Genomic DNA, 16,611 nt, shown 5'->3' on the forward strand with positions numbered 1-16,611 from the left:
GCCTCTTATCGGCATGCGCCTTAAACTTAAAAAGGCTTGTAGAGATACTATTTTACATCAATATTCAGTTATTATTTCAGTCCGAAAGCTATTCGGGCTGTTTTTTATTGCAAAAACATGGGTTTGTCAACAGCACCGAAACGTGACACCCTTTGCGGCAAGGGTATCGTGAAGCACTATACCCTTAATGCTCGTAAAGGGTACGGCAAATCTCCGTACCCATTTTCGTACCAAGGGAGCGGCAAACCACCGCTCCCTTCAAAATTATAATAAAGGAGAAATGTAAAATGAACAATTTAATGATCATGATCGTGTTTAGAATAATAAAGAGAGGTGTTAGCTATTGGCAGATATTGAAAAGATGTACGACAAGATGTTTACCGATTATCCCGACGTGGTGAGTGTTCCGCAGCTGATGAAAATGCTGTCGGTAGGTCGCCATGCTGCTTATGAATTAGTAAGCAACGGCGAGATACAGAGCTTCAAGGTCGGTAAGAATATAAGGATACCAAAGATAAAAGTCATTGAATATATACTCGGGACAAGGAGGTGCTGTCTTTGAAAAATGTAACAGGAAGTCTGCAAGCCAAGCGCGGCAAGTACTATGCCGTGCTGAATTTATATGACCATACAGGCAAACGAAAACAGAAGTGGATATCCACTGGATACGAAGTCCGAGGAAATAAGAAAGCTGCGAAAGCCTTCCTCGACGAGCTGCTTGTCGCCTACAACAAGAAACAGCAGGCGGCACTGAAAGTTATCTCAAAGATGAAACACCCCGAGCAGTTTATAAAGGAGCAGAGCCGCATGATGGCTCTGCCCCTGTTTTTATACATCGAAGAATGGATTGACCACGCGTCTGCGAGGCTCCAACCGACTACCATTGACGGTTACAGAAGTCTCTGCAACGGAAGAATAAAAGAGTTCTTCGAAAGCAGAGGCACTACCGTTTATGATCTCACAGGCGAGGACTTGAACGAGTTCTACGCCTATCTTACGAGGCAGGGACTGAAAGGCGTTACTCAGCAGAAGTACCATGCGCTGATACATTCGGCGTACAGCTTTCTTGTGAAGCACCAGTACATTGACAGCAATCCCTGCGACTTCGCCGACCGTCCCAAGGCTGAGAAGTACCGCGGAGCGTACTATACTCAATCAGAGCTGACGAAGCTGTTCCGTGCAGCGAAGGAGAGCGAGATATACATTCCCGTGCTTCTTGCTGCATATTACGGACTTCGCCGCAGCGAGGTCCTCGGTATCAAGTGGAGCAATATCGACTTCGAGAACGGCACTATCCGTATCGCACACAAGGTCGTGGAGCAGCTTGTGGACGGCAAGTATCAGGCGGTAGGTCACGACAAAATGAAAACGGAGTCCAGCAACAGGATACTTCCGCTGATGAAAGAGGTGGCAATGGCTCTGCGGCGGCTGAAGCTCCACCAGGACGAGCAGCGCCGTTTATGCGGAAATTCTTACGTTCACGAATACGATGACTATGTCTGTGTGAATGAGATAGGTCAGCTTCTCAGACCAAACTATGTTACGGCAAAATTCAGTGAGCTGCTGAAATAGAACGGCTTGAAGCACATACGCTATCATGACCTCCGCCACAGCTGTGCGAGCCTGCTTCTCGCCAACGGAGTGCCCATGAAAGAGATACAGGAGTGGCTTGGACACTCGAACTACCGCACAACTGCCGACGTTTATTCTCATCTTGATTTCAGCAGCAAGGAGCATTCGGCGGAGATAATTTCGCAGGTGCTGGCTGTGTGAGTTTATATTGTATCAGTTGACTTTTTCTATCAGCTTATGGTATAATGAGAAAAAGAAGTGAATTGGGTGATTGCATGAGTAAATCAATCAGTGTAGATTTTTGCAGTTCTTTCTGTAAACATCGTCATTCCGAATTAAGAGACGGTTGGCTATCTACCTGTGATGCTTACCCAAATGGCACTTATGGCAATGAGAACTATCTTTTTGAATTCAAGAGAGAATGTGCTAATGGGGTTGGCTTTGAACCAAATGAAAGAGCAAATCCAGCTTGGTTAAAACGGAGAAGAGAACGAAGCCCATGGGTTAAGTGTGTTCGAGATTATTTACAGTTTGGTACTCCAGGGAAATGTGGGCACTGTCATTCCGATACAATTCATGTTTACAGTGATGCGCCTTTAACAACAATTGTTACATTTGTATGTTATGGCTGTGGCAAGAGGATCACTTTTCAATCTGATAAAGAGCAATACTTAAATAAACGACAGTTGAGATACATTGGTAATAATCCTTTATTTCCATTAACATTTGGCAAGATTTACGAGTGTGACTGGATGGAACACGGAATGTATTGGATTACTGATGATAAAAATGAAGAATACTTATACCCCCTTTATGTTTTTGAAATTGTAAATGCAGAATCTGATTGTAATTATAACTTATGAGTATAAACCGGAAAGCTAACCACTTTCCGGTTTGTTTTTTTTACCCGCAAATGTGTCTGAAATCTTAATTCTGAGTCCGAATATTGCTTTTCGGCGGCGGTTGTGGTATACTGTGGTTGCTGAAGCGGATTTCCGAAACAGGAGGTAAAAATGAAAGAAGTAACAGGAAATCTGCAAGTAAAAAACGGCAAGTACTATGTGCTTGTGAATCTGTACGACCGCAGCGGCAAACGCTCGATAAAGTGGGTATCGCTCGGACTTGACAGCAAGGGCAGCAAGAAAGCGGCAAAGGCTCGCATGGCTGAGGTGCTTGAGGAGTACAACCGCAGTCAGCGAAAGCTCATGAGAGCCGTCAGCAAGAAGAAGGCTCCCGAGCAGTTCATTCAGCGGCGCGAAGAGATACAGTCTCAGCTGATAGCGGAGTTTCTCACGGACTGGATAGATTCAGCGTCAAACAGGCTCCAGCCGTCAACGATAGACGGCTACAGGAAAATGGTAAGCGGCAGGATAAGCGAATTCTTCGGGAACAGCGGTATTACGGTCGGCGACCTTACAGGCGAGGACCTGAACGATTTCTACGCCTGCCTTGAAGAAGCAGGACTTTCAGGAACGTCTGCTCTGCGCTATCATGGACTTATCCATGCGGCGTTCAGGTATGCGGTGAAGAAGGAGCTCCTCGACGATAATCCATGCGACCACGCAGACCGTCCGAAGCAGGAACGCTACCGCGCGACATTTTACAGCGAAGCGGAGCTGAAAGACCTGCTGACCGCGGCGAGGGAGACTCCCGTGTACATTCCGATAATGCTTGCGGCGTACTACGGACTAAGGCGGAGCGAAGCTCTCGGGGTAAAATGGAGCAACATCGACTTCCAGAACAAGACTATCTCAATTTCACATAAGGTAGTCGAAGCCAATATAGGCGGTAAGCTCCAGCCTAAAGGCTTTGACAGAATGAAGAATCAGTCAAGCAACAGAACGCTTCCGCTAATCAAAGACGTTGAAGATGAACTGCTATACCACAGACAGCAGCAGAAAATGAATGCGTCCGTTCTGTGGGGAGCATACTGCCACGACTACGATGATTATGTCTGCACCGACGCCACAGGCAAACTGATGCGTCCGAACTTCATAACAGTCCAGTTCGGCAAGCTCATCAAGGAAAACGGCTTCCGACATATACGCTATCATGATTTACGTCACACCTGTGCCAGCTTATTGCTGAAAAGCGGAGTTCCGATGAAGGCGATACAGGACTGGCTCGGGCACTCGACATTTGAGGTAACAGCCAACATTTATGCTCATCTGGACTATTCAAGCAAGGAAAATTCGGCAGCTATGATAGCCCGAGCACTTGCCGTAAATGAATAAAATAAGTCCTGCACAGAACTTTTAACAGCTCCGCGCAGGACACGAACAAATTCAAAGTGTTAGAAAAGTGTTAGAAAAAATCGGCGTTCATAAATGATAAACGCCGTAAATGGCTAATTTACGGCGTTTTTTGGCAGGGGCAGAAGGACTTGAACCCTCGGCACGCGGTTTTGGAGACCGCTGCTCTACCAACTGAGCTATACCCCTAAATATAAAGTTATGAGCTAATCACAACATAAATATTATATCAGAACAGGCAAGCGCTGTCAATAGGTTTTAGAAATTTTTATTTTTTAACTATATTTCACTTGCTATGATATATACAATACATTTTTGGAAGGTAAAACCTTTATTTGCTGTGCAGTAAAAAATTTCCATTATTTTTGATAAAGACTTGACAATCTTGTTATCAATGTGTATAATGTATATATACACTCCTGCGGTAAAACCACAGCATAAAGTTTATTTTTCAAGGAGGATATAATGGAAACACTGAAAGTACAAAACCTTGTAAAAACCTTTGCCATAAGTGAAAAACAGCGCAAATCACTTGGCATAAAGGAAAAGAAAAAAATCGCAGTAAACGGTATCAGCTTCACTGCAAAGTCTGGTGAAGTTTTCGGTCTTATAGGCCCTAACGGTGCAGGCAAAACAACTACCATGCGTATGCTGGCAACTCTGATTGCTCCTGACAGCGGTGACGCTTTCTACAACGAAGTCAGTGTTGTAAAGTCTCCTAAAGAGATACGCTCACAGCTGGCATTCCTGACTACTGATCTAAAGCCTGATATGAAGTCTACCCCCAATATCATGTTCGACTTTTTCGCAGAGCTTTATCATATACCAAAGAACGCTGCTGAAAAGCGCAAAAAGGAGCTCTTTGACGAGTTCGGGATAAACAAGTTTGCAGATACGACTATCTCAAAGCTGTCACAGGGACAGCGACAGAAAGTATCGCTGGTAATATCCGTTATTCATGATCCGAAATTCGTTATCCTTGACGAGCCTACAAACGGACTTGATATTATTGCTGCCCGCGTAGTACGCGAGTTCATACTTGATATGAAAAAAACAGGAAAATGCGTAATAATCTCCACACATCTTTTTGATCTCGTAGAAAAGGTCTGTGACAGAGCCGCCATGATAATGGACGGAAAGATCGTCGCAGACGATACGCTTGAAAACCTCATGCAGGGACGTTCTCTTGAGGACGCATTCTACGATATTTATACAAGCCTTAACGGCGGAAATGATGAGGTGTGACCATGAGAGATATTATTACAGTTGCAAAAAAAGAAATAAAGGCATTTTTCAGCGACAAAGCAATACTGCTCCAGATGTTCGTCCTGCCTTTCATTTTTGTTTTCGGATATTGTATGCTTATGACGTCCATGATGAATGCCCAGGAGGAATCCTCCGAGGAGCTTGAAAAGCCCGTTGTTGCATACAGCATAAACGCTCCTGAGGAATTCAAGGACGCACTTGAAGAGCTGAAAATAACTCCTGCTCCCGATAACGACATCAAAGGCTATCAGGACCAGATCAAGGACAAGAAGCTTGACCTTCTCATGGTATTCCCTGACGGCTTCAAAATGTCAGAGCCGGGTGCAGCTGACCTTTCAAACATCGACATATATTACAACTCACAGAAGAGTAATTCTATGGAGCTGTATTCAAAAACAACGTTTGTATTTACAACGATGCAGCCACGTACATTTACCTTTAACGAGACCGAAAGCAACACATATGATCTGTTTGACAGCGATGCAATGTTCAGAAAGCTTCTTGGCGGAATAATACCTCTTATGGTATTCATGGCAGTATATCTTGTCTGCATGAATCTTGCCGCAAACTCTATCGCAGGCGATAAGGAAAAAGGCTTCCTCAACACACTGCTTATCACACCTATCAAGCGTGGAAGTCTTGCAACCGGAAAATCCCTTTCCATACTTATCGTAGCAATAATAGCAAGCTGCTCTGCATTTATCGGTATGGCTGTTTCACTGCCTAAGCTTGCAAAAGCAATGGATATGGGTGAAGCCGTGACCTACAGTGCAGTTGAATACGTGCTTCTCTTTGGCGCAGTAATCACAGGCTCATTTATGCTTGTTGCTGTACTGCTTATCATTTCAACTATTGCAAAGGACGTAAAACAGGCAACAACGCTTTCGCCTATACTTCTGTTTGTCATTATGATACCGTCAATGCTCAACGCTACAGAAAGTTTCTCGGAAAGTGTAGAAAAGCTGGGAACTACCAATTATCTTATCCCCGTCTGGAACTCAGTAAAGCTCCTTCAGGACGTTATCAGAGTAGAATACAATCTTTCCGATGCACTGATAACCTTTGGAATAAATATAGCAGCTGCTGCACTGGGTATATTTATTGTCGGAAGACTTTTCAACAAGGAAAAGATCGTAAACGGCTGATGAAAAAAGCTCCCCTATGTAAAAGGCGGCGCTGATATAGAAGTTTTTAGCCATAGTATATCTGATGTCAGGTCAGATATACTATGGCGTTTCTATTGACAATGCAGTAACGTGGTGCTATAATAGTTACTAACATAAATCGGAATTTACAGGAGAAATGAACATGAAAGTGAAATCAAAGAAGAAAATCATATTATGCTGTTGTATTTCTTTGATACTGCTGTTGTTGCTGGCGGCTGTCTGTTTTTTACAATTTACGGATTTAGGCTATCGAATGTCAGTTCCGTACCGCAGTTCCTTTGAAAAGGTAGCAGATCATATCTATGCGAATAAAAACTATTCCGGTAATATCAAAGAAGCGATTCAGATCACGGAAGATGCATTAGCACGGGACAGAGCGTTTTTCGGAGAATTACAGTGTACCGATACAACTAAAACGATCGTAATCATCTGTGATGATGATAATCTGCTTTCAAAGCTCGACGGAGATCATGATACGAAAACCTCAATATTTGATCCGAAGAAAAACTACATTTCTGTTTCAGATGAATACCTTAATATTGACATTTTAGCACATGAACTCACTCATGCGGAGCTGCATACCCGCCTGAATACAAATGCTCTGAAAGGGATTCCTACATGGTTTGATGAGGGACTTGCCACGCAAAATGATTATCGGGAGCAATATGGGCTGGATGCATGGATTGAACAGACTGATAACGGAAAAAACGCACTTCCTCTCGAAGATATGGATACAGGTTCTGAATTTTATGCTGGAACGGTAGAAGACAGGCGTTTCCGTTACCTGAATGCGAAACATGAGGTCGGTGTTTGGATGGAGACTCATCAGCAGAAAGGGTTGTTAGAATTATTTGATAAGCTAAACAACGGCGAGGAGTTTGATACCGCTTATTTCAAATAAATTCTGATTTATCTTAGCAAGCGTATAATATACAATGCCCCTGAGTGCTTTGAAACACTCAGGGGCAAAACTTCTATATGGGTATCTTTTAAATCATAGAGGAGCTTTTTTGCTTATTCAGCATTATTTTCAAGATAATTCACAGCCCATTCCAGCTCATAATCCTCTTTATCCCGGAATATCTTCATAGCCGCATCATAGTCAAAAGGAATACGTACCTCCACAGGATCACGGCTTACCTGATCGGCACGGGTATCGATGTCAGGCTCGCCGTTTTCGTCAAGAGTAAGTCCTATAGGGTAATTGACGCTTACTATTGAATCTGAAAGGATACAGCAGCCACCTGTTATCTGACCGCTGCCGTTGGGATCGGTGATACCTGCAAGAGTAACATTGGGCAGCTTTGCCAGATCTCTCGCAGTCACATCTCCAGCACTGATACTTTCAAAATTTGTCAGCACAACTACACTAAGGTCTGCAAATTCTCCGTCTGCACATATCATGTTCTCGGTAAGGCGGATATTCTCTCCTCCCCTTCTGACACCAAGTCCCATAGAGTATCTGTCTTCATTGGTAAACAGAGAGCACAGCTCCACGCCCACAGCGCTGTTTCCGCCCATGTTGTTGCGCATATCTATTATGAGATATTCCATGCCCTGTTCTCTGAGCTTTCTGAGCTTGCTGCGGAACATTCTGCCCTTACTTCTGCTTTTCCCTGCGTAAAAGCATATATTATCGCTCACTACATTTTCAATAGTCTCAGCACTCAGTATAAGATAGCCGCATTTGTCATCAAGCATCTCTGTATGGTAATTTGAAGTTATCAGGTCACTGTAGTTCTCAGGCAGATGCGCAAATCTGTCATACGCATCATCGTAGGTATGCTCATTATCAAGAGCTGAGAGAGTAGTGGTCTGCTCGGTGTCAGCATCATCTATAAAGGATACCTCTACACTTTCTCCGCCCGAGCCTGCAAGCTCAAATAGTGCGAGCCTTTCAGCATTTGACCTCACCGGCTGTCCGCAGCCGGGTATCTTTTCCTCAGCTGCCTGCAAAACAGGCATACCATTCCATTTCGTTATGACAGTGCCGTCCTTTATCCCGAGACTGTGTACTTTTTCATTGGTGCAGACAGCGATCACCTCTCCGCTGTCAAGCTCTGTCATTGAAAGTCCGTAGTCTTTCAGCTCAGACACAGAAGCATACTTTTCCCTGTCATAATTGGTATGCACCGCCACATGACCGTCATGGAGCTCATTGCAGAACATTATCACTGCGTCGGCAAACTTAGCAGGATCACTCTCCTGCTCCGCTTCTCTCACCTGAGGCATATACTTTTCTTCAAGTGCAGAAAAATCTATCTCCTTCCACTCCTTAATAACATAGCTCCTGTCCATTTCCTTTACCAAAGCGCGGAACGACTTAGTATAGCTTTTCCGAGTATAGTTATGTGCCTTAGTTGGTGAGATGAAGAAGCTAACACAAAAAACTACACTTAACACTCCAACAGCCGAAGCAGTTACCCTATAGCCCTTTTTATGCACTGCACATAACACAGGAAGCAGCGCAATAATAGCTGTAAGATACATGGGAGAATAACGCATGAGAAAGCCATCAAATCCAGAAACAAATATGAAATAATGAACCGTAGTTATCCCCAGTGGTATCAGACAAAGCTTTTTCCACAGCTTCATCTCCCTTTCGTAATGCTGCCAGCGATGATGAAGCACCGCAAGTACCAGCATCATAAGCAGTATCGCTCCGAAGCATATTATATGCACTTTATCGGTATTTGCCAGCATAAAGCGCAAAGCGCCCCATAGTTTGTTCATACCTGCTCTCCCCTTTTATATTGTTTACTACAAAAATTATACTCCAACTGATATTTACTGTCAAGCAATACCGTAAACCCACTATCACACTCTATGACAGCGCCTTCAGCATACTTTTCCGCGCTGAGATAATTATCTCCAACTCTTTTTTGCCGCGATTGTTGATTTTTTCAAATTAATATGTTATAATAGTTTTGAAATTCAGAATTGTCTATGAAAGGATAAAAAGCTATGAATATGAACTTCAAGTGTAAGCTCCCCATACCTGCCGAGGTAAAGAGCGAATACCCCGTATCCGAGGAGCTCAGCAAGGTAATTGCTGCAAGAAACGAAGAGATCGCACAGGTCATCAGAGGTGAAAATGACAGAATACTCCTCATCATCGGACCATGCTCAGCTGACATCGAGGACAGCGTTATAGACTACATCACACGTCTCAGAGGCGTTCAGGAAAAGGTAAAAGACAAAATTCTTATCGTACCAAGAATATACACAAACAAGCCCCGCACCACAGGCAAGGGCTATAAGGGAATGCTCCATCAGCCCGATCCAAGCCAGAAGCCCGATATGTACAAGGGCATCGTTGCAATCAGAAGAATGCATCTGCGCGCAATTCAGGAAACAGGCTTTACCTGTGCAGATGAAATGCTCTACCCCGAGAATCACCGCTATATCAATGACCTCTTAGGCTATGTAGCTATAGGAGCACGTTCTGTTGAAAATCAGCAGCACAGACTCACAGCCAGCGGACTCAATGTTCCTGTCGGCATGAAAAACCCCGTAAGCGGAAGTATGCCTGTTCTTATGAATTCCATTGAAGCTGCTCAGTCAGGTCATACCTTCCTCTACAGAGGCTGGGAGGTAGTTACCGAGGGCAATCCCCTTGCTCACGCTATCCTCAGAGGCTATGAGAACCACCACAGCCAAAGTATGCCTAACTATCACTATGAGCATCTCCAGCTCCTCAACGAGTTCTACACGGAAAAAGGCTTCAGCAATCCTGCCTGCATAGTTGACACAAATCACTGCAACTCAGGCAAGCACCACTTAGAGCAGCCCCGTATAGTCAAGGAGGTACTCAGCAGCCGCAGATACAACGACAGTATCCGCAAGCTTGTAAAGGGCTTTATGATAGAGAGCTATATTGAGGACGGAAACCAGAAGGTAGATGAGCACATCTACGGAAAGTCAATTACCGATCCGTGTCTTGGCTGGGAAAAGACCGAAAAAATGATTCTTGAGATTGCTGATAAAGCATAATTTCTCCTTTACGTGCTGAAAACTCATAAACGCATAAAAGCTTCGTTTTACGCATATGCAAAACGAAGCTTTTTTATCTGTATCAGTGACTCTGAATAAGCCTTATAAACTCATTCTTCGGAAGCGGCTTTGAGAAGTAGAAGCCCTGTAAATACTCACAGTCAAGCTCCTTTAGTATCTCTATCTGCGGCTCTGTCTCAACGCCCTCCATAAGGGCTTTTTTCTGCATTTTATGCACCATATCTATAGAGGTTTTCAGCAAAGTCATGCCCAGCTCGCTCTTTTCGGCATTCCAGAGTATGCTCTTATCTATCTTGATAATATCGGCTCCAAGAGAAAACAGCGAGGACATATTTGAATAGCCTGTGCCGTAGTCGTCGATAGAGAACTGAAATCCCTCACGCTTCAGCTGCTCGATAACATCAGCAAGATGAGTGTAGTCCTTTGCGGCAACCGATTCGGTTATCTCAAAGTTTATCATCTTTTTGCGTATTCCCTCAGCCTCAACTACACCGCTGACATATTCCGCAAAGCCCTCCTTCATACATTCCAGCACCGAAAGATTGACATTTATACAGTCCATACCGTATTTCTGAGGAATACCCGTAAATATGAACTTGCATACCTCCTTCAGCACAAATTCGTCGATAACATCAATGATACCGAGCTGTTCGGCAATAGGAATGAATTCATCGGGATAGATCATTCCCATATCCTTATCGTTCATGCGCAGAAGCGCCTCTGCGCCGTGAAGCGTCTTGTCGATATTATATGTAGGCTGATAATAGACCTCAAAGCTGCCCTTGTCCAGACCGTGTGTGACAGCCTTTTCTACAGCAGCGCGCCGTATTATCCAGTCAAGAGACTTCCCCTCGATGATGCGCTCATGCATATGGTCGGGGATAGGACACTCGGCAATATAGATAACTTCCTCAACGTTTTTTGCACGTTCGGGAACATTCACCAGCATTATCCTTGCAGAAACGATTATATCAATGCCGTTTACCGACCAGGGCTTCTGAAAACGCTTATCAATAGCCTCAGCAAGCTCATGGACCTGTTTGTCGGTATGATCGTAAAGAGCAAGAGCAAATCTCCCGTGACCGACGGAATAGATAAAATAGCGAGGTATCACAGTTTCCAGATAATCCGAGACCTCTTTTATGATAAGGTCACGGTTCATTCTTCCGAAAACAACGGTATTTGCAGTCTTATCAAAGCGTATGCTGCGTATTATCAGCACCTTTACGGGAATGTTGTTTTTAAGGTTTGCCCTCAGATCAAGCGCAAACGCCGCCGAATTATAAACATCAAGCTCAACATTCTTGCGGTCGTCCTCATTCTCGATAAAGAGCAGTACCCCCGAGAAGCCTATGGATTCAATAAGTATCTCTACTCTGAGCTGCGGTATAAAGAGCTGTACACACACACCTACTGTCGCCAGCAGAAAACATATGGCAATAGAGCGCTTTCGCCCCTTTGAAAGGATATTCCATGACCTCATGCACATTATGAAAGCAGCAGCGATCCATAAACCTGATATAATATAGATAAATATATATTCGCCCCAGGCTCTGTGGAATATTCTCTCCTCTGTGTAGTACCAGCACCAGTGCATCAGCGGATTCACAGCGATAACAAGCTCAGAAACGATAACTATCGCCCAGGATACTGCAACACGGAGCTTTTCTTTCACCGCTGCGTCAGAGCTGCACCGAAAGCCCACTGTGCGTCCGATAACAAACGAAAGATAGTAGTAAAGCACAGGCGCTATAAGAGAATGTGTCAGGAAATATACATATTTTGACGACCGAGAAATCATAAAAGCCACTTCTGAGCTCATTTCATATTCTCCCATGCGGACGTTGATCATTTCGCAGACAGCGTTGATCGCAAGAAGCATGAGAAGCGACATATAAATGCGATTCTGCGGCTTTCTCGTATGACCATCAAGAATAGTAAACGACAAATTTCCCAAACAGATCAATAAAGCTGATAAAGCAGCACCAAAACAGAAATCGGTATACCTGATCATTTCTGTCCCCCCTTTGGCTATATACAGTTTTGTTTACAGAACAGGACGGGTAGAAGGACTTTTCAGCTTAAATCAAAAGTGCAGTTTTTATGACAGTTTAATATAAATAATCGTAAACAGAGCATATATTTATTATATTATAACATAAATATTGACGAATAGCAATAGTCAAAGCAAAAAATTTCCCGTTCTGCAATACTTTTACGCGAAAAAGGCTGCGGCGGCTCGCCGCTTATAACATATTTATTCCAAAAACACAACAGTTCAGCATCAATAATAATGTAAACTTTCTTCTGAGCCCGCAAGCTCCACAGACAGCAAGCTTTTTCTGTAATTTTTAGTACCAATAAGTACTAAATCCAGCACAACAGCTTCTGTATGTGTTAAAGTCAATAGTACCAAAAGGTTCTAACAGAGGTGATAATGTGCATTTTCAAAGATTAAGAGACCTGCGTGAAGACATGGACCTGTCCCAGACCAGGATAGCCCAGCTCCTGCATACAAGTCAGACCGTTTACTCACGCTATGAAAGAGGCTTCCGAACTATACCTGTTGAGCACTTGCTGATACTTGCGGACTTCTATGGCGTTTCCGTGGATTATATCCTCGGCAGAACAAACGTCAGGGAGCTCAGCAAGAATAATAAACAATGACAGCAGCTATTATCAAGGAGTAAAATATATGAACGACAAAAACTCTCACGCAGGACACAGAAGCCGCATGAGACAGCGCTTTCTTTCCTCGGGACAGGACGGTCTCTTTGAACATGAGCTCTTAGAGCTGATACTGTTCTACGCACGTCCCGTAGTGAATACCAACGGTATCGCACACGACCTGACCGACCGATTCGGCAGTCTCAGCAAAGTGCTTTCAGCCGACGAGGAAAAGCTCCGCAGCGTCAAAGGTGTAGGCGAAGGCGGCGCCGCATTCCTGAAGCTCATTAATGACTTCGGAATCAGCTATATGCGCAGCTCTCACAGCAGCGAGACTCTGTCAGACCGCAAACAGCTCTGCGACTGCATAGCCCAGCAGTTCAAGGGGATAAACGCCAGAATATGCAATATTCTCTGTCTTTCCACACGCTCTGAGCTAATGCGCACCATAACTCTGCCAATAGACGACCTTCTGACCGCAAACATTACACCTAAAGAGCTTGCGGCGATGATTCTGAAAAGCGGAGCAGCCGCAGTATGCATTGGCATAAACCATGTAAAAGACCTTGCCATACCCAAAGACGAGGACTATCGTATCGCAAGCATTTTCGGAGAGCTTCTTTCCGCAATAGGCATAGGCTTTTCTGACCTTGTCATCTTCGGCAGCGGCAGATGCTTCTCAATGCGCGGCAGCGGCGCATTTGCGTTCTGATCATGGCTGACAAAAATAAAAAGCTGCGCAGGGAGCAGCTTCTGGAAAAATATCATAAAATCGGATTTGACGGACTTACAGAGCACGAAAGGCTCGAACTTCTTCTGACCTATGCACAGGTCGATGAGCCTGCTGTGCTGACTGCTGAGCTACTCGGCGAATACGGCAGTGTGAACGCCCTTGCCGACGCCGATACTGCCCTGCTGATGAAGGATAAGCGTATCAACGAGCAGACCGCTGTACTGCTGCGGCTTATCCCATGTATCAGCCGTTCTCTGTATTCAGAGCGCTTTACCATCAAGACTCTCAGCAGCTCTAAATCAGCAATCGATTACTTTTCAAGCCATTTTATCGGAGCAGTAGGCGAAAAGCTGATAATAACAGCCGTCAGCAGCCGTTTCCGCATATGCTCAACTAAGCTGCTTGCATTTGGCACAGCCTCCCGAGTTTCGTCATCATACCGGGATATCGCAGAATTTGCCATAAAGAGCGACTGTGACATATTCTTCATTGCGCACAATCATCCGCACGGTGAAGCTAAGCCCTCTGACAGCGATATGCTGTTTACACGCAACGTAATAAAAGCTCTTTCCGCGTTGGGAGCAGTCCTTGCCGATCACATAATCATCGGCGCAGAGGAAGGCTTTTCCATACGCGGCAGCGGAATTCTTACCGAAATGAAGCCTGACGGCGTAAAGGGCTATAAGTGCGGTAAATGACAAAAGCCGCCTGTACGAGACAGGCGGCAGATGAGATTTCAGCGCTCAAATGGCTTATTGAAGGAACCTATCTCAATAAGATTCCCCTCGGGATCGGCGATATAGCAGGTACGCTGTCCCCACGGCTCGGTGGCGGGCTCCAATACCAACTCTGCCCCCATTCCGATGACTCTTTCATACTCCCTGTCGACATCCTCAAAGGTATCGACATAGAGCGCAATTTCCGAGTGACCGTTCAAACCCTTGATATATTCATACTTTCGGCTGGTCATCTTCTCAAAGTCACTGCGCCCGTAGAGCAGAAACAGAGTACCGTCCTTGATAAGGAAAACATTGGAGGTATTCTCGTCCTCTTTTATCTCAAAACCAAGAACATCTCTGTAAAACCTTATCATTTTGCCCATGTCCTCAACAAATAGTCCAAAACCGTCTAATCTCATAATAACCTCCGTTATTTCAATTTTTCGGAAATAAATTCTCCCGATACATGGGAATTATAGCACAGCAAAATATAAAAGTCAACAACAAGCAAAAAGCCCGAAGTCAGATAACCGACTTCGGGCAATATTTATATCTTATTACTTGAGAGCAGCCTTGAGAGCGTCAACTCTGTCAGTCTTTTCCCATGCAACGCCGAGCTCCTCACGTCCCATATGACCGTAAGCAGCGAGCTGTCTGTACTGTGGCTTCCTGAGGTCGAGCATTTCGATGATAGCTGTAGGACGAAGGTCGAATACCTTTGAAACAGCTTCTGAGAGCTTATCCTCGTCAACCTTGCCTGTGCCGAATGTATCAACAAGGATAGAGATCGGCTTAGCAACGCCGATAGCGTATGAGAGCTGGACCTCACACTTGTCAGCAAGACCTGCTGCAACGATGTTCTTAGCGATATAACGTGAAGCATATGCAGCGCTTCTGTCAACCTTTGTCGGGTCCTTGCCGCTGAAGGCTCCGCCGCCGTGACGTGAATATCCGCCGTATGTATCAACGATGATCTTGCGTCCTGTGAGACCGCTGTCGCCCTGAGGACCGCCTACAACGAAACGTCCTGTTGGGTTGATGAAGAACTTTGTATTCTCGTCCATAAGTTCAGCAGGGATAACAGCCTTGATAACGTATTCCTCAATGTCCTTGCGGAGCTGCTTGAGAGAAACATCAGCAGAATGCTGTGAAGATACAACAACTGCATCAACTCTTACAGGCTTTCCGTTATCGTACTCAACTGTTACCTGTGACTTTCCGTCGGGACGGAGATAACGGAGAGTGCCGTCCTTGCGGACCTCTGTAAGCTTTAGAGCAAGCTTGTGAGCCAGTGAGATTGGAAGCGGCATAAGCTCAGGAGTCTCATTGCAGGCAAAGCCGAACATGATACCCTGATCGCCTGCGCCGTTTGAAAGTCCGTCTGACTTGCCGTTCTCCTCTCTGTACTCGAAAGCCTCATTAACTCCCATAGCAATGTCGGGAGACTGCTCGTCGATAGAAGTAAGGATAGAGCAGGTATGACCGTCGAAGCCATATTTAGCTCTGTCATAGCCGATGTCGATAATGACCTGACGAGCTATCTTAGGGATATCTATATCAGCTGAGGTAGTTATCTCACCCATACAGAGCACCATACCTGTTGTAACGCAGGTCTCGCAGGCAACTCTGCCCAGCTTATCCTGTTCAAGGATCGCATCAAGAACAGCGTCAGAGATCTGATCGCAGATCTTATCGGGATGTCCCTCAGTAACTGATTCAGATGTGAAAAAGCATTTACTCATAAAAAAACCTCCTGAAATATAAAAAGACTTCTCGATCCGAAGAGAAGCCACAGTTCACCAATGTCCTCATCTTTCGGATAAAACCGCAGGAATTAGCACCTTCGACTCATTACGTTCGGGTTGCTGCGGCTTCACAGGTCCTGTACCTCCGCCGCTCTTGATAAGGTTTCGAATGTATTATACACTATTGTCGGAAATTTGTCAATAGGTTATTTCCCAAATGCAACAATTTTTTTCCGCAAAACAAATGAGCCTCCTTTTAAGGAAGCTCATCTGCCATGATATAGGGATTATTGGGGATTTAATAATTTAATGTTGGGGTAAACATTAAACTACCATGAAAATCAGCTTCGGGATATTCTCCCTCAGCAAATATATTATAGCATACTATTATGTACTTTTTGTGAAATTGGCAAATATGCCGTGAAGAAAAATATCAACAACATTTTTATAAAATTATGCATAATAAACAACGCATAT

Annotated in this window: 14 protein-coding genes, 1 tRNA gene, 1 pseudogene and 1 riboswitch; of the genes and pseudogenes, 11 read left to right on the top strand and 5 right to left on the bottom strand. The window is 44.5% G+C overall.

The genetic code is table 11. From position 1 onward, the window contains the following. Positions 1-343: 343 nt before the first annotated feature. From K5677_RS09920 to K5677_RS09935, 4 genes and pseudogenes are all read left to right on the top strand, one after another. Positions 344-562 carry a helix-turn-helix domain-containing protein gene (locus K5677_RS09920; RefSeq protein WP_296727465.1) on the top strand — a complete coding sequence of 73 codons (219 nt, stop codon included), beginning with the start codon at positions 344-346 and terminating at the stop codon, positions 560-562. A 248-nt stretch (positions 563-810) separates the two neighbouring features. Next, a pseudogene (locus tag K5677_RS09925) lies at positions 811-1,773 on the top strand (tyrosine-type recombinase/integrase). A gap of 74 nt (positions 1,774-1,847) precedes the next feature. Beyond that, positions 1,848-2,435, top strand: coding sequence for a hypothetical protein (locus tag K5677_RS09930; protein WP_296727468.1), 588 nt, complete (start codon positions 1,848-1,850; stop codon positions 2,433-2,435). 150 nt (positions 2,436-2,585) lie between these two features. Beyond that, positions 2,586-3,806, top strand: coding sequence for a tyrosine-type recombinase/integrase (locus K5677_RS09935; protein ID WP_296727470.1), 1,221 nt, complete (start codon positions 2,586-2,588; stop codon positions 3,804-3,806). A gap of 131 nt (positions 3,807-3,937) precedes the next feature. Here the strand turns inward: K5677_RS09935 and K5677_RS09940 are convergent. Then, positions 3,938-4,013, bottom strand: a tRNA-Trp gene (locus K5677_RS09940). 276 nt (positions 4,014-4,289) lie between these two features. Between K5677_RS09940 and K5677_RS09945 the strand changes: the two genes are divergently transcribed. The 3 genes from K5677_RS09945 to K5677_RS09955 all read left to right on the top strand — a co-directional run bounded on the left by K5677_RS09945 (position 4,290) and on the right by K5677_RS09955 (position 7,157). Continuing rightward, positions 4,290-5,069, top strand: coding sequence for an ABC transporter ATP-binding protein (locus K5677_RS09945; RefSeq protein ID WP_296727472.1), 780 nt, complete (start codon positions 4,290-4,292; stop codon positions 5,067-5,069). 2 nt (positions 5,070-5,071) lie between these two features. Next, positions 5,072-6,235, top strand: a complete 1,164-nt coding sequence (locus K5677_RS09950; RefSeq protein ID WP_296727473.1) for an ABC transporter permease — start codon at positions 5,072-5,074, stop codon at positions 6,233-6,235. A gap of 163 nt (positions 6,236-6,398) precedes the next feature. Beyond that, positions 6,399-7,157: a hypothetical protein gene (locus K5677_RS09955; protein WP_296727477.1), complete on the top strand. Its 759-nt coding sequence runs from the start codon at positions 6,399-6,401 to the stop codon at positions 7,155-7,157. A gap of 113 nt (positions 7,158-7,270) precedes the next feature. Here K5677_RS09955 and K5677_RS09960 read toward each other — a convergent pair whose 3' ends face one another. After that, positions 7,271-8,989, bottom strand: a complete 1,719-nt coding sequence (locus K5677_RS09960) for a S41 family peptidase (RefSeq protein ID WP_296727478.1) — start codon at positions 8,987-8,989, stop codon at positions 7,271-7,273. 231 nt (positions 8,990-9,220) lie between these two features. On the opposite strand from K5677_RS09960, the gene K5677_RS09965 reads away from it, so the two are divergent. Beyond that, positions 9,221-10,249, top strand: coding sequence for a 3-deoxy-7-phosphoheptulonate synthase (locus tag K5677_RS09965; protein ID WP_296727480.1), 1,029 nt, complete (start codon positions 9,221-9,223; stop codon positions 10,247-10,249). 82 nt (positions 10,250-10,331) lie between these two features. Here the strand turns inward: K5677_RS09965 and K5677_RS09970 are convergent, their stop codons facing one another. Beyond that, the gene (locus K5677_RS09970; RefSeq protein WP_296727482.1) at positions 10,332-12,284 is read right to left on the bottom strand and encodes a GGDEF domain-containing phosphodiesterase; all 1,953 of its coding nucleotides are present in this window, start codon (positions 12,282-12,284) and stop codon (positions 10,332-10,334) included. Positions 12,285-12,709: 425 nt separating this feature from the next. On the opposite strand from K5677_RS09970, the gene K5677_RS09975 reads away from it, so the two are divergent. From K5677_RS09975 to K5677_RS09985, 3 genes are read left to right on the top strand one after another with little or no spacing between them, the layout of a single operon-like run. After that, on the top strand, positions 12,710-12,937 hold the full coding sequence (locus K5677_RS09975) for a helix-turn-helix transcriptional regulator (protein ID WP_296727485.1): 228 nt from the start codon (positions 12,710-12,712) through the stop codon (positions 12,935-12,937). A gap of 28 nt (positions 12,938-12,965) precedes the next feature. Continuing rightward, positions 12,966-13,649 carry a JAB domain-containing protein gene (locus K5677_RS09980; RefSeq protein ID WP_296727488.1) on the top strand — a complete coding sequence of 228 codons (684 nt, stop codon included), beginning with the start codon at positions 12,966-12,968 and terminating at the stop codon, positions 13,647-13,649. A gap of 2 nt (positions 13,650-13,651) precedes the next feature. After that, positions 13,652-14,368, top strand: a complete 717-nt coding sequence (locus K5677_RS09985) for a JAB domain-containing protein (RefSeq protein WP_296727489.1) — start codon at positions 13,652-13,654, stop codon at positions 14,366-14,368. Between the two features lie 38 nt (positions 14,369-14,406). Here the strand turns inward: K5677_RS09985 and K5677_RS09990 are convergent, their stop codons facing one another. Continuing rightward, the gene (locus K5677_RS09990) at positions 14,407-14,808 is read right to left on the bottom strand and encodes a VOC family protein (protein WP_296727492.1); all 402 of its coding nucleotides are present in this window, start codon (positions 14,806-14,808) and stop codon (positions 14,407-14,409) included. 138 nt (positions 14,809-14,946) lie between these two features. After that, positions 14,947-16,131, bottom strand: a complete 1,185-nt coding sequence (gene metK / locus K5677_RS09995) for a methionine adenosyltransferase (protein ID WP_296727496.1) — start codon at positions 16,129-16,131, stop codon at positions 14,947-14,949. A 63-nt stretch (positions 16,132-16,194) separates the two neighbouring features. Beyond that, positions 16,195-16,298, bottom strand: a riboswitch (SAM riboswitch). Between the last annotated feature and the right edge of the window lie 313 nt (positions 16,299-16,611).

The organism is Ruminococcus sp. (assembly GCF_024684275.1).